At 40.3% G+C, this 20,963-nt stretch carries 17 protein-coding genes, 2 tRNA genes and 3 rRNA genes; 1 reads left to right on the top strand and 21 read right to left on the bottom strand.

Features of this window, described 5'->3' with window-relative positions:
• Complete coding sequence (ilvA, locus tag EL101_RS04030; protein WP_096598647.1) at nucleotides 1-1,269, top strand: threonine ammonia-lyase IlvA; 1,269 nt, start codon at nucleotides 1-3, stop codon at nucleotides 1,267-1,269.
• A gap of 69 nt (nucleotides 1,270-1,338) precedes the next feature.
• Here ilvA and EL101_RS13470 read toward each other — a convergent pair whose 3' ends face one another.
• From EL101_RS13470 to cshA, 21 genes are all read right to left on the bottom strand, one after another.
• Nucleotides 1,339-1,902, bottom strand: coding sequence for an MFS transporter (locus EL101_RS13470; protein WP_240622768.1), 564 nt, complete (start codon nucleotides 1,900-1,902; stop codon nucleotides 1,339-1,341).
• Between the two features lie 76 nt (nucleotides 1,903-1,978).
• Nucleotides 1,979-2,524 (bottom strand): MFS transporter, encoded by a 546-nt coding sequence (locus EL101_RS13465; RefSeq protein WP_240622767.1) that lies wholly within the window; start codon nucleotides 2,522-2,524, stop codon nucleotides 1,979-1,981.
• A gap of 386 nt (nucleotides 2,525-2,910) precedes the next feature.
• Nucleotides 2,911-3,025: ribosomal RNA gene (rrf, locus tag EL101_RS04020) — 5S ribosomal RNA — on the bottom strand.
• Between the two features lie 78 nt (nucleotides 3,026-3,103).
• A 23S ribosomal RNA gene (locus EL101_RS04015) occupies nucleotides 3,104-6,025 on the bottom strand.
• Nucleotides 6,026-6,569: 544 nt separating this feature from the next.
• Nucleotides 6,570-8,121 (bottom strand): 16S ribosomal RNA (locus EL101_RS04010).
• Together the 16S, 23S and 5S rRNA genes with 2 tRNA genes alongside form the textbook arrangement of a ribosomal RNA operon.
• Nucleotides 8,122-8,255: 134 nt before the next feature.
• Nucleotides 8,256-8,329 (bottom strand) — tRNA-Gly (locus EL101_RS04005).
• A 30-nt stretch (nucleotides 8,330-8,359) separates the two neighbouring features.
• Nucleotides 8,360-8,442: transfer RNA gene (locus EL101_RS04000), tRNA-Leu, on the bottom strand.
• 352 nt (nucleotides 8,443-8,794) lie between these two features.
• Complete coding sequence (locus tag EL101_RS03995; RefSeq protein WP_096597938.1) at nucleotides 8,795-9,247, bottom strand: SprT family protein; 453 nt, start codon at nucleotides 9,245-9,247, stop codon at nucleotides 8,795-8,797.
• A complete protein-coding gene (locus EL101_RS03990) occupies nucleotides 9,240-11,390 on the bottom strand; it encodes a Tex family protein (RefSeq protein ID WP_096597940.1) in 2,151 nt (716 codons plus the stop codon). The genes EL101_RS03995 and EL101_RS03990 overlap by 8 nt, the downstream gene beginning before the upstream one ends.
• A gap of 279 nt (nucleotides 11,391-11,669) precedes the next feature.
• Entirely contained in the window at nucleotides 11,670-12,440 is a 771-nt protein-coding gene (gene sigB, locus EL101_RS03985) for an RNA polymerase sigma factor SigB (RefSeq protein ID WP_096597942.1), read from the bottom strand.
• Nucleotides 12,415-12,894: an anti-sigma B factor RsbW gene (rsbW, locus tag EL101_RS03980; protein WP_026067010.1), complete on the bottom strand. Its 480-nt coding sequence runs from the start codon at nucleotides 12,892-12,894 to the stop codon at nucleotides 12,415-12,417. The genes sigB and rsbW overlap by 26 nt, the downstream gene beginning before the upstream one ends.
• A complete protein-coding gene (locus EL101_RS03975) occupies nucleotides 12,894-13,220 on the bottom strand; it encodes an anti-sigma factor antagonist (RefSeq protein WP_096597944.1) in 327 nt (108 codons plus the stop codon). The genes rsbW and EL101_RS03975 overlap by 1 nt, the downstream gene beginning before the upstream one ends.
• 78 nt (nucleotides 13,221-13,298) lie before the next feature.
• Entirely contained in the window at nucleotides 13,299-14,303 is a 1,005-nt protein-coding gene (locus EL101_RS03970; RefSeq protein ID WP_019165832.1) for a SpoIIE family protein phosphatase, read from the bottom strand.
• Between the two features lie 57 nt (nucleotides 14,304-14,360).
• Nucleotides 14,361-14,714: a type II toxin-antitoxin system PemK/MazF family toxin gene (locus EL101_RS03965; RefSeq protein ID WP_014613379.1), complete on the bottom strand. Its 354-nt coding sequence runs from the start codon at nucleotides 14,712-14,714 to the stop codon at nucleotides 14,361-14,363.
• Nucleotides 14,715-14,885 carry a type II toxin-antitoxin system antitoxin MazE gene (gene mazE, locus EL101_RS03960; RefSeq protein WP_014613378.1) on the bottom strand — a complete coding sequence of 57 codons (171 nt, stop codon included), beginning with the start codon at nucleotides 14,883-14,885 and terminating at the stop codon, nucleotides 14,715-14,717.
• Between the two features lie 83 nt (nucleotides 14,886-14,968).
• The gene (gene alr, locus EL101_RS03955; RefSeq protein ID WP_096598058.1) at nucleotides 14,969-16,117 is read right to left on the bottom strand and encodes an alanine racemase; all 1,149 of its coding nucleotides are present in this window, start codon (nucleotides 16,115-16,117) and stop codon (nucleotides 14,969-14,971) included.
• Nucleotides 16,118-16,150: 33 nt separating this feature from the next.
• Complete coding sequence (acpS, locus tag EL101_RS03950) at nucleotides 16,151-16,501, bottom strand: holo-ACP synthase (protein WP_096597946.1); 351 nt, start codon at nucleotides 16,499-16,501, stop codon at nucleotides 16,151-16,153.
• Nucleotides 16,498-17,016 (bottom strand): PH domain-containing protein, encoded by a 519-nt coding sequence (locus EL101_RS03945; protein ID WP_096597948.1) that lies wholly within the window; start codon nucleotides 17,014-17,016, stop codon nucleotides 16,498-16,500. The genes acpS and EL101_RS03945 overlap by 4 nt, the downstream gene beginning before the upstream one ends.
• Nucleotides 17,000-18,529 carry a PH domain-containing protein gene (locus EL101_RS03940; protein ID WP_096597950.1) on the bottom strand — a complete coding sequence of 510 codons (1,530 nt, stop codon included), beginning with the start codon at nucleotides 18,527-18,529 and terminating at the stop codon, nucleotides 17,000-17,002. The genes EL101_RS03945 and EL101_RS03940 overlap by 17 nt, the downstream gene beginning before the upstream one ends.
• Nucleotides 18,522-18,995: a PH domain-containing protein gene (locus EL101_RS03935; RefSeq protein ID WP_096597952.1), complete on the bottom strand. Its 474-nt coding sequence runs from the start codon at nucleotides 18,993-18,995 to the stop codon at nucleotides 18,522-18,524. Before EL101_RS03935 ends, EL101_RS03940 begins: the two co-directional genes overlap by 8 nt.
• Nucleotides 18,996-19,230: 235 nt before the next feature.
• Nucleotides 19,231-20,718, bottom strand: a complete 1,488-nt coding sequence (cshA, locus tag EL101_RS03930) for a degradosome RNA helicase CshA (RefSeq protein WP_019165826.1) — start codon at nucleotides 20,716-20,718, stop codon at nucleotides 19,231-19,233.
• Nucleotides 20,719-20,963: the final 245 nt, after the last annotated feature.

Genomic DNA, 20,963 nt, shown 5'->3' with positions numbered 1-20,963 from the left:
ATGTCTGTAAAAACTACACCTGTTCAAGCACAAGATGTTGAAGATGCATTTTTACGTCTCAACACAATTGTTAAAGCAACACCATTGGAAAAGGATCATTATTTATCGCTCAAATACGATTGTAATGTCTATTTAAAGCGCGAAGATCTTCAATGGGTGCGTTCATTCAAACTACGTGGCGCTTACAATGCCATTGCTGTATTACCAGAAGAAAAGAGAAACCAAGGTATCACATGTGCAAGTGCCGGAAACCATGCGCAAGGTGTGGCGTTTACAGCCAAATACCTCAACTTACATGCGGTTATCTTTATGCCTGTGACGACACCAAAACAAAAAGTCAATCAAGTTCAATTTTTCGGTGGTGACAACGTTGAAATTAAACTAGAGGGCGATACATTTGATGATTGCTTAAAGTCGGCGCTGAATTATACTGAACAACACGATATGACCTTCATCGATCCGTTTAATAATGTGCATACAATTGCGGGTCAAGGGACATTAGCGAAAGAAATAATCGAAACAGCAAAAGCGGACAATATCACAATTGATTACATTTTTGGTGCTATTGGTGGCGGTGGGCTTATGTCAGGTGTAGCGACTTATTTTACAGCACATTCCCCTTCTACCAAACTGATTGGCGTGGAACCATTAGGCGCGAGCAGTATGTATCAATCCGTCCAAGCAGGCGAAGTGGTGACATTAGACAATATCGATAAATTTGTCGATGGCGCTTCTGTCGCACGTGTGGGAGAAATTACATTTAACATTTGTCGCCAAACATTAGATGATTATGTGCAAATAGACGAAGGGGCAGTCTGTTCAACTATTTTAGACATGTATTCGAAACAAGCCATCGTTGCAGAACCTGCCGGCGCATTAAGTGTCAGCGCCCTAGAACAATACCAAGATCAAATTAAAGGAAAAAATGTCGTCTGTATCGTTTCTGGAGGGAATAACGATATTAACCGAATGAAAGAAATTGAAGAGCGCTCATTATTATACGAAGAAATGAAGCATTACTTTATTTTGAACTTCCCACAACGTCCAGGGGCACTCAGACAATTCGTGAATGATGTGCTCGGACCACACGATGACATTACGAAGTTCGAATATTTGAAGAAGTCTTCTCAAAATACCGGAACAGTCATTATCGGCATCCAACTTCAAAATCGAGCAGACTTAGACACACTCATTCGTAACGTCAATCAATTTGACCCTAAAAATATTTATATTAACGAAAACAAAATGCTGTATTCGTTATTAATTTAAGATGATTCAAAAGGAGCAAACTTGAGATAACCACCTCTCAGATTTGCTCCTTTTTAAATTGTTGAGATATTAGTCAAATCGATACTTTCTCATGACGATACTAAACCCAGTTAAGACGACGAGCATCAATATCGCATCAATCATAAAAACTTGTGCTGCATTATCATTAAGTATAAAGCCAAAAAAGCTCAATGAAACAGGTATAATCGCTTGTGCAATGGATAAATTCAGCGAAAAGACGCGCCCTTTATATTCGTCCTCTACTGCCTTCTGTAAATAGATGCCATAAGGTGTATTAATGATCGGCAAACTTACACCAATCAACATATACGTCGCAATCAGAAAGATAAATGACGTCAAATTTTGATGTGGGAACAATAAAAAGACGCCAAGTGAAAATAAAGTGACAATATCAATCAAAATCCCAATCTTATAATATAATGTGACCCTTCTTTTCACAGGATAAATCGACATCACAAATGACACTAAAAATAACGCAATCGTGTAACCCGATTCAATCATCCCAAACTGTGTCGATTTAAGATGTAGCTGTTGTATCGCAATAATCGGTACGCCAACAACTAAGACATTGATTAAAAAGTTGTTTAACATGGCACAAACGAGAAATGTCATAATTTCTTATTTCTTTACTAAGTATTGCACACCTTCTTTAAAAGAGTGCACTAACTGACTTTTCAGTTGTTGATGATTAATAATCGGTAATGATTGTATGAGGAAAATCGAAATCGCTTCCGTTATCATATTCATCATCCCAATGACTTGTAGTGGTATAAACGCAATGACAATGCCCCCCAATGATTGGAGAAACAAATCTTGTCAATGTCGACACCGTTTGTCTAATCGAAATCACACGCTCCAAATTGTCTGTCACAATACGTTGTAAGTTTTTCTGGATAATGACAGAGTTAATCCCATCAGGAATCGTTAATAAGATACCTAAACAAATAATCATATATACATTGTCATCGTATAACAAAGAAAAAATGATCAGTCCAGCCACACTTGATAATTGAGAATACAAAATTAACCGTTTATTGTTGACTGAATCTATAAACACACCACTAATTGGCGTAGAAAGAATCGTCGTGATCACAATCAAAGTTAAATAAATACTGTACAAACAACTATTTTCTGTGTTTTTCAAAATATGGAAGGCACAAGCGAAACTGAAGACACTTGAACCAATGGTAGAAATAAAACCAAAGATGACTAATTTATAAGCATTACGTGTCAAAGTACAACACCTCCAAACATTATATTCTTGATGCCTGCGTGAATCGTGTAATGGAGGTTATTTAATACAGCGAAATGATAGTTTGAATTTTCTTAATATTAAGACGATGATTGTCTATAGTATATTTTATTTCATTAGACAGGACAAGTGTCAGTTAGATTGAAATTGAAAATATGTCATAGTGACCGGCATAGCGTTCTAATTGGGTATTGTAAAATAATCGCTACACAGTGAAAGGATGACGGGAATATAAGCGATAGTTGAACAAAGGAATTAATGGCGCGATATCACATGTCACCTGTATGTATGATTAGGATGACGGGAGATCTTGACGATAAAGAAAAAAGCCCCGAAACAATGATAATTGCTTCGAAGCTTTTGAAATAACCTGGCACCGTCCTACTCTCGCGGAACGTAAGTCCGACTACCATCGGCGCTAAAGAGCTTAACTTCTGTGTTCGGCATGGGAACAGGTGTGACCTCTTTGCCATTGGCACCAGATTAAGTTGTTGAATGTTATACATTCAAAACTAGATAGTAAGTATATTTATCACAAGCATTACCTTATGAACAATTATTTTGATTAAGTCTTCGATCGATTAGTATTCGTCAGCTCCACGTATCGCTACGCTTCCACCTCGAACCTATTCACCTCATCATCTTTGAGGGATCTTATAACCGAAGTTGGGAAATCTCATCTCGAGGGGGGCTTCATGCTTAGATGCTTTCAGCACTTATCCCGTCCATACATAGCTACCCAGCTATGCCGTTGGCACGACAACTGGTACACCAGAGGTATGTCCATCCCGGTCCTCTCGTACTAAGGACAGCTCCTCTCAAATTTCCTACGCCCACGACGGATAGGGACCGAACTGTCTCACGACGTTCTGAACCCAGCTCGCGTACCGCTTTAATGGGCGAACAGCCCAACCCTTGGGACCGACTACAGCCCCAGGATGCGATGAGCCGACATCGAGGTGCCAAACCTCCCCGTCGATGTGAACTCTTGGGGGAGATAAGCCTGTTATCCCCGGGGTAGCTTTTATCCGTTGAGCGATGGCCCTTCCATGCGGAACCACCGGATCACTAAGTCCGTCTTTCGACCCTGCTCGACTTGTAGGTCTCGCAGTCAAGCTCCCTTATGCCTTTACACTCTATGAATGATTTCCAACCATTCTGAGGGAACCTTTGAGCGCCTCCGTTACTCTTTAGGAGGCGACCGCCCCAGTCAAACTGCCCGCCTGACACTGTCTCCCAGCACGATAAGTGCTGCGGGTTAGAAATCCAATACAATTAGGGTAGTATCCCACCAATGCCTCCACGTAAGCTAGCGCTCACGCTTCTAAGGCTCCTACCTATCCTGTACAAACTGTACCGAATTTCAATATCAGGCTACAGTAAAGCTCCACGGGGTCTTTCCGTCCTGTCGCGGGTAACCGGCATCTTCACCGGTACTATGATTTCACCGAGTCTCTCGTTGAGACAGTGCCCAAATCGTTACGCCTTTCGTGCGGGTCGGAACTTACCCGACAAGGAATTTCGCTACCTTAGGACCGTTATAGTTACGGCCGCCGTTTACTGGGGCTTCGATTCGTAGCTTCGCTTGCGCTAACCACTCCTCTTAACCTTCCAGCACCGGGCAGGCGTCAGCCCCTATACGTCACCTTACGGTTTAGCAGAGACCTGTGTTTTTGATAAACAGTCGCTTGGGCCTATTCACTGCGGCTCTTCGAAGCGTGAACCTCAAAGAGCACCCCTTCTCCCGAAGTTACGGGGTCATTTTGCCGAGTTCCTTAACGAGAGTTCGCTCGCTCACCTTAGAATTCTCATCTTGACTACCTGTGTCGGTTTGCGGTACGGGCACCGTTATTCTAGCTAGAGGCTTTTCTCGGCAGTGTGAAATCAACGACTCGAGGAACAAGTTCCTCTCCCCATCACAGCTCAATCTTAAGAGTGCCGGATTTGCCTAACACTCAATCTCACTGCTTGGACGTGCACTCCAACAGCACGCTTCGCCTATCCTACTGCGTCCCCCCATCGCTTAAAACGAATAATGGTGGTACAGGAATATCAACCTGTTATCCATCGCCTACGCCTGTCGGCCTCAGCTTAGGACCCGACTAACCCAGAGCGGACGAGCCTTCCTCTGGAAACCTTAGTCAATCGGTGGACGGGATTCTCACCCGTCTTTCGCTACTCACACCGGCATTCTCACTTCTAAGCGCTCCACATGTCCTTGCGATCATGCTTCAACGCCCTTAGAACGCTCTCCTACCATTGTCCAAAGGACAATCCACAGCTTCGGTAATATGTTTAGCCCCGGTACATTTTCGGCGCAGTGTCACTCGACTAGTGAGCTATTACGCACTCTTTAAATGATGGCTGCTTCTAAGCCAACATCCTAGTTGTCTGGGCAACGCCACATCCTTTTCCACTTAACATATATTTTGGGACCTTAGCTGGTGGTCTGGGCTGTTTCCCTTTCGAATATGGACCTTATCACCCACATTCTGACTCCCAAGTTAAATTATTTGGCATTCGGAGTTTGTCTGAATTCGGTAACCCGAGAGGGGCCCCTCGTCCAAACAGTGCTCTACCTCCAATAATCATCACTTGAGGCTAGCCCTAAAGCTATTTCGGAGAGAACCAGCTATCTCCAAGTTCGATTGGAATTTCTCCGCTACCCTCAGTTCATCCGCTCACTTTTCAACGTAAGTCGGTTCGGTCCTCCATTCAGTGTTACCTGAACTTCAACCTGACCAAGGGTAGATCACCTGGTTTCGGGTCTACGACCAAATACTCATTCGCCCTATTCAGACTCGCTTTCGCTACGGCTCCACATTTTCTGCTTAACCTTGCATCAGATCGTAACTCGCCGGTTCATTCTACAAAAGGCACGCCATCACCCATTAACGGGCTCTGACTACTTGTAAGCACACGGTTTCAAGTTCTCTTTCACTCCCCTTCCGGGGTACTTTTCACCTTTCCCTCACGGTACTGGTTCACTATCGGTCACTAGAGAGTATTTAGCCTTAGGAGATGGTCCTCCCAGATTCCGACGGAATTTCACGTGCTCCGTCGTACTCAGGATCCACTCAAGAGAGAATTTGCTTTCGACTACAGGATTATTACCTTCTATGATTAACCTTTCCAGGTTATTCGTCTAACAAATTCTTTTGTAACTCCGTACAGAGTGTCCTACAACCCCAATAAGCAAGCTTATTGGTTTGGGCTCTTCCCGTTTCGCTCGCCGCTACTCAGGGAATCGATTTTTCTTTCTCTTCCTCCGGGTACTAAGATGTTTCAGTTCTCCGGGTCTGCCTTCTTGCATGCTATGTATTCACATGCAGATAACACGACATAACTCGTGCTGGGTTTCCCCATTCGGAAATCTCTGGATCAAAGCTTACTTACAGCTCCCCAAAGCATATCGTCGTTAGTAACGTCCTTCATCGGCTTCTAGTGCCAAGGCATCCACCGTGCGCCCTTAATAACTTAATCTAAACGTTATGATAAGCGTTCGCATTCTGCCTTATTTCTTTCTTCGCTTGTTCATTTACAGAAAGTAAACTTCACTGCGCGCATCAAGAAATGCGTTGACTGACAAACGCTTTCATTAACGTTTGGTCAATCCATAAATACGTCACCTATCACAATAATATTTTGGCAAACGTTCGCATTCGGCTTCATCACTTCACATTCACTCAGTTACTTACGCGTAGTAAGCGCCTTCGCTCATGCTTGCGATTCATAGACTGACAAACGTTTTCAAAACATCATGTCTGTCTACCGAAATACAATCTTGTCCAAAATCACCAGTTATTAATTATGTGAGTCGTCATTTGACGACTAGCGATAATTTTTTGTTTCAAGCTTTTAAACGCTTGTCACTCGGTTTTGCTTGGTAAAATCTATACTTACTTATCTAGTTTTCAATGTACAAATCATTCTGAATCCTCAAATGAATGAGCATTCAAAACTGAATACAATATGTCACGTTAATCCGCTTATCACCTAATGGTGATATTCCGTATATTATCCTTAGAAAGGAGGTGATCCAGCCGCACCTTCCGATACGGCTACCTTGTTACGACTTCACCCCAATCATTTGTCCCACCTTCGACGGCTAGCTCCAAAATGGTTACTCCACCGGCTTCGGGTGTTACAAACTCTCGTGGTGTGACGGGCGGTGTGTACAAGACCCGGGAACGTATTCACCGTAGCATGCTGATCTACGATTACTAGCGATTCCAGCTTCATGTAGTCGAGTTGCAGACTACAATCCGAACTGAGAACAACTTTATGGGATTTGCTTGACCTCGCGGTTTCGCTGCCCTTTGTATTGTCCATTGTAGCACGTGTGTAGCCCAAATCATAAGGGGCATGATGATTTGACGTCATCCCCACCTTCCTCCGGTTTGTCACCGGCAGTCAACTTAGAGTGCCCAACTTAATGATGGCAACTAAGTTCAAGGGTTGCGCTCGTTGCGGGACTTAACCCAACATCTCACGACACGAGCTGACGACAACCATGCACCACCTGTCACTTTGTCCTCCGAAGAGGAAAGCTCTATCTCTAGAGTTGTCAAAGGATGTCAAGATTTGGTAAGGTTCTTCGCGTTGCTTCGAATTAAACCACATGCTCCACCGCTTGTGCGGGTCCCCGTCAATTCCTTTGAGTTTCAGTCTTGCGACCGTACTCCCCAGGCGGAGTGCTTAATGCGTTAGCTGCAGCACTAAGGGGCGGAAACCCCCTAACACTTAGCACTCATCGTTTACGGCGTGGACTACCAGGGTATCTAATCCTGTTTGATCCCCACGCTTTCGCACATCAGCGTCAGTTGCAGACCAGAAAGCCGCCTTCGCCACTGGTGTTCCTCCATATCTCTGCGCATTTCACCGCTACACATGGAATTCCACTTTCCTCTTCTGCACTCAAGTTTTCCAGTTTCCAATGACCCTCCACGGTTGAGCCGTGGGCTTTCACATCAGACTTAAAAAACCGCCTACGCGCGCTTTACGCCCAATAATTCCGGATAACGCTTGCCACCTACGTATTACCGCGGCTGCTGGCACGTAGTTAGCCGTGGCTTTCTGGTTAGGTACCGTCAAGATGTGCACAGTTACTTACACATTTGTTCTTCCCTAACAACAGAGCTTTACGATCCGAAGACCTTCATCACTCACGCGGCGTTGCTCCGTCAGGCTTTCGCCCATTGCGGAAGATTCCCTACTGCTGCCTCCCGTAGGAGTCTGGACCGTGTCTCAGTTCCAGTGTGGCCGATCACCCTCTCAGGTCGGCTACGTATCGTCGCCTTGGTAGGCCGTTACCCCACCAACTAGCTAATACGGCGCGGGTCCATCTATAAGTGACAGCAAGACCGTCTTTCACTGTAGAACCATGCGGTTCAACATGTTATCCGGCATTAGCCCCGGTTTCCCGGAGTTATTCCAGTCTTATAGGTAGGTTACCCACGTGTTACTCACCCGTCCGCCGCTAACGTCAAAGGAGCAAGCTCCTTATCTGTTCGCTCGACTTGCATGTATTAGGCACGCCGCCAGCGTTCATCCTGAGCCAGGATCAAACTCTCCATAAAAGAAGTAAGCTTGATATAGCTCGTTGATTGTTTAAGTCAATCACTCTTGAAAGTACTTTTGAAGTACTCAAATTATTGGAATTAACGTTGACATATTGTCATTCAGTTTTCAATGTTCATTTCAATTTAATTTATGGAGCGGGTGATGAGAATCGAACTCACAACATCAGCTTGGAAGGCTGAGGTTTTGCCATTAAACTACACCCGCATATTTAATTTTAATTTAAGTAATGGTTGATGCGGCCGAGAGGACTTGAACCTCCACGGGATTTCTCCCACTAGGCCCTCAACCTAGCGCGTCTGCCATTCCGCCACGACCGCTTGGAAAGACGTTTTCGTTTTTTAGAACGATATTTATTATATTATATCGTGTTAGTAGTGTCAACACTTTTTTAATATTTTTTTAATGTTTGTAATCTGTCTTTAACAATCACTTTTTGCGACGTATTTTAGAATACAACATTTCGTCATCATTGTCAAACATCATTTTGAACTGCTTGCAACTTTTTTTGACGACTTTGTTATTATAATCAGTCTCACAAACAATGTCAATACATATCCCCCTATTTTTCTAACTTTTACTCCTCATACAACACATATTACAAAAATAGAATTAAGTTAAAAAAGGCACTATCGCTCACCTTCTTCAGTCAGCATATAGTGCCTCAACAACTTATAAATACCTTTTCAATTTCAAACGACCGCCACATCGACCACACCGCATTTTAACAACATTTACTTTTCTAATGCGAACATAACTACTATGACACGATTGACATTCATATTCATAGTTCGCTCTTGATGCATAGCTTTCGGTCGGTTGACAAAATCTGGGTGCACCTACTTTTTCGGCTAATACTTTAAAATCTCTATCTTTATGTTGATGCCCTCTCCCACTCAGATGCAAAAAGTAGTGACACAATTCATGTTTAATAATATCAACAAGTGCTTGCTCACCAAAATGTTCGTATTGCTTAGGATTAATTTCAATATCATGTGAAATTAGCATATAACGTCCACCCGTTGTACGTAAACGTCGATTAAAGTAAATACGATGTCTAAAAGGGATTCCAAAATGCTCTATTGCAAGTTGTTCAGTAAGTTGCTGCAAAGATTCATTATTCATTTGGATCAATCATTGTCAGAGCAACTTTCCCTTTATTTTCATCAATATTCTCAATCCACACTTCTACAATGTCACCAACACTGACAATGTCCATCGGGTGTTTGACAAACTTTTTAGAGAGTTTTGAAATGTGTACCAAACCGTCTTGCTTAATACCGATATCTACAAAAGCACCAAAATCAACTACATTGCGTACTGTTCCATTCAATTTCATACCTTTCGATAAATCCTCTATGGACAATACATCTGACTTTAATTCAGGTGTTTCATAATCATCACGAGGATCTCGGTTTGGTGTAATTAATGACTTCACGATGTCTTCTAACGTAGGAACACCAATGTTTAGCTGCGTTGCATAACTTGCTATATCCAATGTTGATAATGCTTTGGCTAAAACGGGTGTGCCAATATCTGTAATTTTGAGCTCTAAACTTTCTAATAATTGATAAGTCGCATCATAACTTTCTGGATGAATTGCTGTATTGTCTAACGGTTCTTGACCATTCACAATACGTAAAAACCCGATACTTTGTTCAAACGTTTTTGCACCTAATCGTTTCACTTTATTCAGTTGACGATGATGGGTAATGGCACCGTTTTCTTCACGATACAACACAATGTTATCTGCAATTTGTCGTGATAAACCTGACACATGCTGCAGTAATGTACTCGAAGCTGTATTGACATCCACACCGACTTGGTTAACGGCAGTTTCGACTACAAAGTCAAGTGCAGCATCTAACTCCTTTTGGTTCACGTCATGTTGATATTGTCCAACACCTATCGACTTAGGATCAATTTTAACGAGTTCACTTAAAGGATCTTGTACACGTCTTCCAATCGATACGGCACTCCGCTCTTCCACTTGAAAATCAGGAAATTCAGTACGCGCAATCTCAGACGCAGAATACACGGACGCCCCTGCCTCATTCACAATAATATACTGTACATCAAGTTCATGTTCTTGAATCATACGTGCTACAAACTGTTCCGTTTCACGACTCGCTGTCCCATTTCCTATTGCAATTAAATTAATGTCGAAATCTTTCACCATTTTTAAGAAGATTTTTTCACCTTCAGCCACTTTAGATACAGGTGGATGTGGGTACATCACTGATTTTTCTATAAATGTCCCATACGGATTAATGACTGCGAGTTTACATCCAGTACGAAACGCTGGATCGACGCCTAAAATTTGCTTCCCTTTTAATGGCGGTTGTAACAACAGATTTTTCAAGTTTTCACTAAATAATGTAATCGCTTGTGCTTCTGCGCGCTCTGTTAGATCTGTTCTGATTTCACGTTCAATGGAAGGGAAGATTAAACGTTTCATCGCGTCATCAATCGCTTCTCCTACAATTATTGATAATTCGTTATGACCTTTGACTTCTCGTTTTTTAATATTTTGTGCCAAAGTCGCTTTGTCCATTTCAATTTTGACTTGCAGTATTTTTTCATTTTCACCACGGTTCATCGCTAAAATACGATGATTCGCAACTTGACGGAGAGGTTCTTGATAATCATAATACATTTCAAACACGGCTTTTTCGTCATCAGCGTTTTTCTTTTTCTGTGCTGTCATGAACCCTTCTTTTTGCGTCAACTTTAAAATTTGTCTGCGATATTGCGGATGATCTGCAATTTTTTCAGCAATGATATCCTGCGCACCTTGAATCGCTTCGTCCACTGAGGTTACTTCATCAGTTAAAAACGCCTGTGCTTTCTCCCCTAAGTCAGCGTCTAACTTTTGTCTATAAATCCATTCTGCTAGAGGTTCGAGGCCTTTACGTTTCGCCTCTGTTGCACGCGTCTTTTTCTTTTGCTTATAAGGACGATACAAATCTTCCACACGTTGCAATTTCGTTTGCTGTTGAATGTCACGTCGAAGCTCATCCGTCAGTAATCCTTGTTGTTCAATGCTATGTATCACTTCATCTTTTCGCTTTTGCAACTGTTCCATATAGTGATATTCATCAGCAATTTGTTTGATTTCGACTTCATCTAAACCGCCCGTCACTTCTTTACGGTAACGAGCAATAAAAGGCACAGTATTTTTTTCTTCTAATAATTTCAGTACCGCTTCAATATGTTTAACTGGATACTGATATTGGTTATGTATTGCTTGTACAAAATGATTTGCCAAAAATATTCACCGCTTTCTCAATCTTTTCTTCTATATTTTAACATGTATCCCTAAAAGGATGTCAGTGAGAACGTAAGTGCATGTGGATCATAACCCGTATCAACCATGCTAATATGACGTTGATCATACCTGGAAAGCTCAATATCCGCTCTACCTCACTGATAATGGGCTTAGGATGTCCTCTCTATGTTTAAATCAACGCCACAGATTGCAAAATTCAAGTTGCCAAAAACACAAAAAAGGACCGGAACCCCACATCCCAATCCTTTAATCACACTACTATTTTCTCGCAGCTTCTTGCAATTTCTTTATGGCTGTTCTTTGTAATCGTGAGACATGCATCTGACTTAATCCGATACGTTCTCCCGTTTCTTTTTGACTCAATCCGTCAATAAATGTACATTGAATAATTTCTCTTTCACGATCTGTTAAAATAGGAAGTATTCGTTCTAATATCATTCGCTTCTCAGTCAACTCATAATTGTCATCTTGTTGGCCCATAATATCCAACAATGTCACTGTAGAACCATCTTTATCCGCTTCAATCGAATGGTCGACACTTAAAGCGTTATAACTTTGCCCCATTTCCATTGCTTCTAACACATCTTCATCCGAAACTTCAAGACGTTCTGCAATTTCACTGATTGACGGTGAACGTCCTAATTCATTTGTTAACTCATCGCTCACTTTTTTGATTCTCGGCCCTATTTCTTTAATTCTACGCGGGACGTGGACGCTCCATGTTTTATCCCTTAAGTAGCGCTTAATTTCACCTATGACAGTGGGGACTAAAAAAGCTTCGAATTTTCTATCAAATGATAAATCAAATCGATTAATCGCACCAATCAGCCCTACCATACCAACCTGTACTAAATCTTCGTGATGTGATTGACCTTTTGAGTATTTATAAGCTAAGGATTCGATCAGTTTTTCATAATGTTTCACAAGTTTTTCTTGCGCTTCATCATCCTCATTGTTCTGATACGCTTGAATCCATTGGTTGATTTGTTCAGGTGAAACAGCACTAGCTGATTTCGACTCTTTCGTCATTATTTCGCACCTGCTCTTTTTTGATATACTTAATCATACTAATTGTAACACCTGTCTCTTTATCGACCGTTACTTCATCCATTAAAGATTCGATTAAGAATAAACCGAGTCCCCCTTCTCTCAAGAAATCAATACTTTCATTTTCTTGATATGGACCTAGTTTTTGTTTTGTTTCTTGATAATTAAAACTATCGCCTTGGTCAGACACTACAATTTTAATGCGATCTGATGCGAGTTCAAAACAGACGTGAATGTAGCCTTGTTCTTCTTTATCTTTATAAGCATGTTTCACAGCATTCGTCACTGCTTCACTCACAGCAATTTTAGCGTCTTCAATGTCATCATAATGCGCACCAGCACGTGTAAACACACCTGATAAAGTCAAACGAATTAAACTGACATACTCAGCAGAAGCAGGAAGCCGCATTTCAATGATATCATTGGATTGCATCATCATTCGACCTCCGTTCCTTCGTTGACATGCATCAAATCATTCAGTCCTGTAATTTCAAACAGCCTTTTAATACGATCGTTCACACCTAAAATGTATAATTCTTTTTCGTGCTGATTTAACGCTTTTAAAGTTCCAACAAATAATCCTAAACCTGTTGAGTCCATATAGTTTAACTTTTCTAAATTAACATAAATATCGTGCGTCCCTTCTTGGCGAATAGGAACGAGCACTTTTTCAAGTTCCGGAACTGTAGCGACGTCTAATTCACCGGCTACTGCGACATCATAATGTGTTTCATGCTTTTCGGTTTCTATATTAAGGTTCATTATTGATTACACTCCTACTTTATTCTCTACTTGTTCAGTTTACCCATTTCAATGCATTAGTAATCTCATTTTTCAACTTTAGTGCACGCGCTTAATAATTAAAATGGTTAAATCATCTCGTTTGCCTGTTTTTTGCAATCTCAGTAATTCTTCATACAAGAGTTGGACGATATCTTGTGGATGTAATTGTTTGTATGCAAGTATAAAATCAAGTAAATAACAAGTATCAATAAACTCGCCGTCTTCTTTTCGAATTTCGGTTACACCATCTGTAAAAACGATAATCATATCATCAATGTTAATGGCTATTTCTTGTTGTTGATATCTTACATGCGGGCTTACACCTAATACACGACCTCGAACTGTAATTTCTTCAAAAGTGTCAGATTCCGCTCTAAAAATATAACCTGGTTCATGCCCTGCCGAACTACAGTAAAGGACGTGATTAATCTCTTCATAAAGTCCATAAAACATGGTTACGAACATATTTTGATTGATGTTTTTTTCTACGACGCGATTTAAACGTTTCAAACCGTCATTAGGGAGTTGAGAATGACCGTACGAATCCATGCCAAACTTAATCATACTCATCGCTAATGCAGCTGGAATCCCTTTACCAATGACGTCCGCAACCGCAAAACTCATCGTGCCATCTTTATGATCAATTAAGTTAAAATAATCGCCACTCACATGCTGTGCCGCAACAGAAATGACACCGATTTGAATGCTGTCAAACTGTGGGATATTTGTTTTTAACATCGTTTGTTGTAAACGTGAAGCGACGTCCAATTCCTTATCATGAACTTCAACACGGTCAACCAATGCTTTATAGTCTTCATAATCATAACCAAAGCTACCAATCACCGCTCTTAAAATATCTAAAATCGCAATCATGTCTTCACGTGACAACTCGTACTTCTGAACGTATTTTCTATGTATATCTACAAATTCTTCTGGCAATAATGCATCATCAGATAAATTTTCAGAAAAAGAATGCGCTTGATTGAGAACACTGGATTTACTTTCACTTTGCAAAAATTGATCAACAAGTTGAAAGTATCGCGATTCATTCTGATTTGTCATTAAACGTTCTCCTTCCACTAAAAACTGTAAAAGGCTTTAGGAGCGTTATCCTAAAGCCTATTTATGATGATTCATGTGCAGTCCTAAACTAATACCAATCGCATTATTAACTTCTTTCATCTTCTTCTCAGACAAAAACGTTAACTTTTCTTTTAATCGTTTCTTATCGACTGTTCGAATTTGTTCTAGTAAAATAACAGAATCTTTATCGAGCTTATATTTATTTTTTTCGATTTCGACATGCGTTGGTATCTTTGCCTTATTAATCCGACCAGTAATTGCGGCTACAATCACAGTGGGACTATACTTATTACCAGTGTCATTTTGGATAATGACCACGGGCCTTACTCCCCCCTGTTCAGAGCCCTGTACTGGTGATAAATCTGCTAAATAGACGTCTCCGCGCTTCATTTAGTCTTCCTTATAATCAGTTGTCAAGTGTGATTCATTACAATCGCAAGCTTCACATTCAACTGGATACGCCTCAGTGGCTAGGGAGAGATTTAAATCTGCCATCTGTACATAACCTTCTTTTAACGACTGTTCTAAATTTTTAAATCTTGTTTGATTGAATGCTGACATAAATAGGACCTCCATATCAATACAACACATTAAAAACTCTTTTATTATGTCCATCATAACAAAAATAGAGCGGAATCACCATACTATTTTAACAATTCGTTGGATATTTCAACCATTTCTTGTACAAAATACACACGCGGCACTCGTCTTCCGATATTACATAACACTTCATAATTAATCGTTTGTTGTTGTGCTGCAAGACTTTCTACAGATTGTGACGTATGGGCTTGATCATCAATTAAAATGACCTCATCCCCCATTTGCACTGTTGCCGGCACACGAATGGCTGTACGGTCCATACTTACGCGTCCCACAATTTCACATTCCGTTGTGCCAATTCTAACATTCGCCCCTTGCATCGAACGTAAATAACCGTCCGCGTAGCCAATCGGTAACAACGCAATCGTCATATCTTCAGGTGCTGTGTATGTTTGACCATAACCGACCGTCTCACCTTTAATGAGTGACTTCACTTCCATCACTTCTGTAACGAGTTGCACTGCTGGCGCTAATTGTGCCGTCGCATTTTTTTCAATGAACGCTGATGGATAGTAACCGTATAATGCAATACCTGGTCTGAATGCATTACATAATGACGGATTAAAACGTAACGTTCCCGCAGAATTTTGCATATGAATGTAGGCAGGATGATCCGTACTTTCGATAATTTCTTCAAACCGTTCATATTGCATGTGCGCGGAATCATTGTCCTCATCAGCGGAATGGAAATGTGAGAAAGCTCCTTCAAAGACGAGATTTTCATGCGCATGAATGAAGTTGATAATATCGTGATACGCTTCTATATCCTTTACACCGAGTCGATTCATACCTGTATCCACTTTAATATGTAACCATAACGTCTTTTCATTATCTTCATCAATTTCAGCAGTCGCCGCTTCTAACCACGCTTTTGACGGTACTGTAACAGCAACACGATGCTGAATGGCTTTATTAATAGCATCGGGTGGAATGCTCGATAAAATCAAAATTTTCTCTTTTATCCCGTGCATTCTCAACTCAATCGCTTCATCCAAAGTGGCGACACAGAAAAATTCAGCACCTATTTGGCTTAAATGCTGGGCAATTTGGATACTTCCTAAACCATATCCATTCGCTTTCACGACAGGCATCATTGTTTTATTCGGTTGTAATTTCGTTAATGCATAATAATTCTCTGTAATCGCATCTAAATTCACTTTCATCGTGGTGGTGCGATAATATTTTTCTGACATGATTGTCATCCTTCCTCTTTCTATATTCGTCCATTATTGTTCTAAAATCACTTGTGCTACTGCATAATGTTCTGTATGTGTAATAGAAACATGTACATGGTAGCCTGCCATCTGAATCGTAGGCTTACCGAGTGCATCGTTTTCACAATGAATTTGTTTAAACGTAATCTCTTTGCCAATCCCCGTACCTAACGCTTTACTGAATGCCTCTTTGACTGCAAATCGTCCGGCTAAAAATTCGATACGGCGACGTTCAGTCGTATAATTGTGATAACGTTCAAGCTCTTGTTCTGATAAAATGCGTTCTGGAAAGCGGGGTTGGCGTTGTACAGTGTCCATAATCCGAGCTATTTCAACTAAATCAAGTCCTACACCATATATCATAAAGGTTCCTCATCTTTTTCGTCTTGGTCTACTATCGACATTGCTTCTGCTGTTGGTGCTTTCGCATCCTTGTTTTTTATAAATGCCATCACTTTTTGAGCAGTTGCTTTATCGATCAACGTCACATCGACATTACCTCCAGCTGTGGAAAGTGTTAATGTCGCTAACTGATATTTTCGCATTAACCATCCTTCTTTAAAATCGACGTTTTGAATTCTAAAGGTTGGAATACGTGTTTGTTTAATCATGATAAACCCTTTTCGTACTGTAACGATATGTGAATCATATGTGTAGCCAAACGTACGAAATTTATAAATTGGTTTAAGCCACACATCGACAATAAGTTGGAGGAGCAGTACGATTGCCAAGATGATGATCAGTACAATCACGAATCGATCCCAATCTAAGAAATAGCCTAATACGATAGCGCCAATGAATAATAGCGCGATGATGGCTGACACGATTAACGCAGCGATACGCATCACTTTAACGCCACTTTCACTCATCTTTTCCATTGACATCTCCACCTCCTAAATACCATTGTTTGTTACGTGTAACTTTGGCCTGATTTTCAAAGCGTAACCCGAAATCTTTAGAAATTGAACCACTTGCGATTGTAAAATCAAAATGCGCTAACTGTTTCCGTTGCATCAAAGGATGTGCCGTTTGTTGGAAACCTAAAATTTTATCCTTTTTAAAAGTCGTCGTTTTAAAACCAAACCATGTCACCTTTCGAATCGATACTTCTTCATCCGTCAACGCTGAACCTGACATGCGCGTCGCAATCACACTATGAATAATCAAATACAAAATAATGACTGCGATCGGTATCCATATCCACACCCACCAATAATAATGAATGAGTGCACCGATGCCGATTAAAATGACTGACGGAATCCAAAAGCGTCGATGAAAACCTTGCCAAGGCAGACCCATTTCAACCGGCTGAAACGCATAAATCGGTAGCAGTGATGCCAATATTTTCGTTCCTTCGCGTTGTTTAATGAACGGTAACACCATAATTTCACCAGTCGCAAAATCATCCTCCATATCGACTTCCATATCACTTGTAATAATAAAATGATATGACGTAAAACCGAACAAATGTCTAAAAAAGGATTTCTTTTCCTGAACCGCTTGCAATTTAGCGATAGGCAGCGATAAGTTGGTCACTTTTAATAAGCCATAACGAATTTTTAAAAAGTCACCTGAACGTGTTAATGTGAATCGATAATATCTCACCATTGTAATGATGACGCCTACAATATAAGCAATCACGAGTATCCCAAACACTAATGTAATGACTAACGCCACTAAATTCTGAATCCAACTCTCAACCTGACCGAAAACCCCTTTCCACGGGATAATATCTTCAAAAGCAGTGACAATCGGACCTACTGTGGCTAATGTGACAAAAACCGCCCCACTCGTCATCGCCATTAATAATAAATTTTGGGTAGATAATTGATAAATCATTTCTGTAGGTGCGTTTGTTTTAATGATAGGTGGCGCTTCATAGTGTACATCTGTACCGATATTTGAATGCTCAGACTGCACCTGTCTTCCATCTTCACTTTCTATTCTCGATTTGGCTTTCTCTATCTCCTCTTGAATCCATTGACTCTGCCTTTTCGTCACCATATTTAAATCAATACCATCACTCGGTGTTTTAATCGTGAGTTTCACACCGCCTACTAATTGATGCACAATCGGTTGTACAGTGTCCATGGATTGAATACGACGAATATTAAGTTCTTTTTGTTCCAAGTTAAACAAGCCACTTTTCACAATAAAATAATCGCCTTCAATCCAGTAGCGTGTGCGATAGATTTCAATCGTCCGGTTAATAAAAACAAGAGTAAACGATATTGCGATGAAACCTGGCCATATGTAATTGGTCCAATCTGTAAAATCAAAGCTATCGAGTTGAAACAATACAAAAATGATAATAAAAAGAAAATTACTTTTTACCGCTTCAATAATACTTAAAACGTACGAAATAGGATGCAACTTTTGAGGACTATACATCGCTGTCACCCCCTTTGAGTTGCGCAAGACAGAATGATTCAATCTCTGTGATTGTGTCGTCATAAAGTAACGGCAACACTAACTCATGTCCAGCTGTATAAAAAGTCAATCGGTTCAGTTGAAAACGTCTCATCAATGGTCCCGCTTTTCTTCTCACATACTGGATACGCTCAATTTGAATCACTTCATTGCGTTTAAACCACCAATTCTTTTGAATTTCAATATAACTGTCCGTCACGCGATAATAATAGTAACGGTAAAGGAGTATCGGGTGAATCAGATAATATAAAATATCAATCAGCACGAGTCCGATGAAAATATAAGTCCCGTAAAATGGCATGTCGTTATAAAACCATATCGCGAGTGCAGCGGATAAGATGATTAAAGTTACGATGAATTGACAAAAATACCATAACTTTAAATAACGACGAGCAGGTTCGGGACTTTGAGTAAATTCAAGTTGCATGATGACAGTCACTCCCTAGTAAATTTAGCATTATTATATCATAAACGTTTTTCATTCTGATAGTTTGATATGGTGGCGTTAGATAGAATTCATGACAACTTTCGTCTTTTAAAATTACACAGTTCTCCTTATCACTCGGAACATGTACGTCGTCTTAAAAACCATAAAAAAACAGCACGTACATCTCTATTGAAATGCACTGTGCTGCTGTTTTATTTAAGTGAACGAACGCTGATTATTTTTGATGATCCGCAAATGTACGTCCTTTTTTCACTTTTGTTTCTCTTTTATGTTTGAAATTGCCCTTTTTATTACCACTTGGCTTATGGTTACGTCCTGCTTTTGAATGACGTTTGTTGTTGCCACCTTTACGATTGCCTTTTGGTGAACGACCATTTTTACGTGCCAATGGTTTTTCAAATGTTAATTGTACATCGACTTCATCATTAGATTCCACTAATTCTTGTAATAACGCAGTCACAAGTTCTGTTTGATCATACGTTTCAAGAAGTTGTTTCGCGATGTTTTCGACACGTGGTTCTTTCGCAGCGTCCATCCAACTTTGAACTTTGCTCTTAATTTCATCTTCACGTGCTTTTAAAACTTCTTTACGATGTGGCGGTCTTAACGCACGCATTTGACGACGGTTTGTTTGCTCGATTTGACGGATATAATCCATTTCAATTGGGTTGACAAACGTCACGGCGATACCATGTTTACCCGCACGACCTGTACGTCCAATACGGTGTGTATAACTTTCTGTATCTTGTGGAATGTCAAAGTTATAAACGTGACTCACACCTGAAATGTCTAATCCTCTAGCCGCAACGTCTGTCGCAACTAAAATATCAATTTGGTCGTTTTTAAACTTTTTCAATACTTCCAAACGTTTCGCCTGTGTAATATCACCGTGTAAACCTTCAGCTTTGTAGCCTTTTGAAAGTAAAGCACTTGTTAACTCATCGACACGGCGTTTTGTACGACCGAACACAATCGCTAACTCAGGTTGATGTACATCTAAGAAATTCGTAAATGTATCGAATTTTTCAAGTTCTTTAACGATAGTGTAATATTCGTCAATTTGTGGGTCAGAAATTTCATTATTCATTGTTTTAATGATACGTGGCGATTTCATAAATTTTTGTACTAATTCTTGAATCGCTTTTGGCATTGTTGCCGAGAATAACATCGTTTGACGGTTTTCTGATGGCAATTTATCCATAATATAACGCATATCGTCAATGAAGCCCATGTTCATCATTTCGTCCGCTTCATCTAAAATTAACGTTTCGATTTGTTGTGGTTTTAATGTACGGCGATTAAGGTGGTCAATCACACGACCTGGTGTACCCACTACGATTTGTGGTCCGCGTTTTAATGATTTAATTTGACGGTCGATTGGCATACCACCAAATACAGTCACGACTTGGACTTTTTGACCACGGCTGAATTCACGTAATTGTTCAGCTACTTGCATCGCTAATTCACGTGTAGGTGCTAAAATTAAAGCACGCACGCCTTCTTGCCCAACAACTTTTTCGATCAATGGGATACCAAAGGCACCTGTTTTTCCTGTTCCGGTCTGCGCTTGACCTAGGATATCAATGTTTTCGAGTGCGAATGGGATACTATCTTTTTGAATGGGTGTCGGCTCCGTAAATCCCATTGCCTCGAGGGTTTCAGCTGTACGTTCTGAAACGCCTAATTCTGTAAATTTTTGCAAAGTAATTCTCCTTTTTTGAATCATCATTCTTATATATTTTTGTCAAATAAGTTTAATCTAACTTCTACATATTACCATTTTCGTCACAATACCGCAATAAACGAAAGTTCACTATCATTTAAATTCTTATATATTCTCTATGCTTTTAATTCGTGTCACTGTAGGGTTTAAACCCAGTTTACACACATCCAATAATTTTTAATGCGTTCATTTTATTTTTTTAAAATTAAAAATGGAACAAAGAC

Origin of the sequence: Staphylococcus delphini, from assembly GCF_900636325.1 — a bacterium.
GTDB classification, from domain to species: Bacteria; Bacillota; Bacilli; order Staphylococcales; family Staphylococcaceae; genus Staphylococcus; species Staphylococcus delphini.
Note: the sequence above shows the minus strand (reverse complement) of the source record. Positions and strands in the feature narration are given on the sequence as shown.

Excerpts from the sequence above, each read along its gene's own strand:
- EL101_RS03965 (WP_014613379.1), bottom strand. The coding sequence starts at position 14,714 with ATGAAGCGCGGAGACGTCTATTTAGCAGATTTATCACCAGTACAGGGC.
- EL101_RS13470 (WP_240622768.1), bottom strand. The coding sequence starts at position 1,902 with ATGACATTTCTCGTTTGTGCCATGTTAAACAACTTTTTAATCAATGTC.
- EL101_RS03940 (WP_096597950.1), bottom strand. The coding sequence starts at position 18,529 with ATGTATAGTCCTCAAAAGTTGCATCCTATTTCGTACGTTTTAAGTATT.
- mazE (WP_014613378.1), bottom strand. The coding sequence starts at position 14,885 with ATGTCAGCATTCAATCAAACAAGATTTAAAAATTTAGAACAGTCGTTA.
- alr (WP_096598058.1), bottom strand. The coding sequence starts at position 16,117 with ATGTCAGAAAAATATTATCGCACCACCACGATGAAAGTGAATTTAGAT.
- EL101_RS03970 (WP_019165832.1), bottom strand. The coding sequence starts at position 14,303 with ATGACAAATCAGAATGAATCGCGATACTTTCAACTTGTTGATCAATTT.
- EL101_RS03975 (WP_096597944.1), bottom strand. The coding sequence starts at position 13,220 with ATGAACCTTAATATAGAAACCGAAAAGCATGAAACACATTATGATGTC.
- EL101_RS03945 (WP_096597948.1), bottom strand. The coding sequence starts at position 17,016 with ATGGAAAAGATGAGTGAAAGTGGCGTTAAAGTGATGCGTATCGCTGCG.
- sigB (WP_096597942.1), bottom strand. The coding sequence starts at position 12,440 with ATGACGAAAGAGTCGAAATCAGCTAGTGCTGTTTCACCTGAACAAATC.
- EL101_RS03995 (WP_096597938.1), bottom strand. The coding sequence starts at position 9,247 with ATGAATAATGAATCTTTGCAGCAACTTACTGAACAACTTGCAATAGAG.
- acpS (WP_096597946.1), bottom strand. The coding sequence starts at position 16,501 with ATGATATATGGTGTAGGACTTGATTTAGTTGAAATAGCTCGGATTATG.
- ilvA (WP_096598647.1), top strand. The coding sequence starts at position 1 with ATGTCTGTAAAAACTACACCTGTTCAAGCACAAGATGTTGAAGATGCA.
- rsbW (WP_026067010.1), bottom strand. The coding sequence starts at position 12,894 with ATGATGCAATCCAATGATATCATTGAAATGCGGCTTCCTGCTTCTGCT.
- EL101_RS03935 (WP_096597952.1), bottom strand. The coding sequence starts at position 18,995 with ATGCAACTTGAATTTACTCAAAGTCCCGAACCTGCTCGTCGTTATTTA.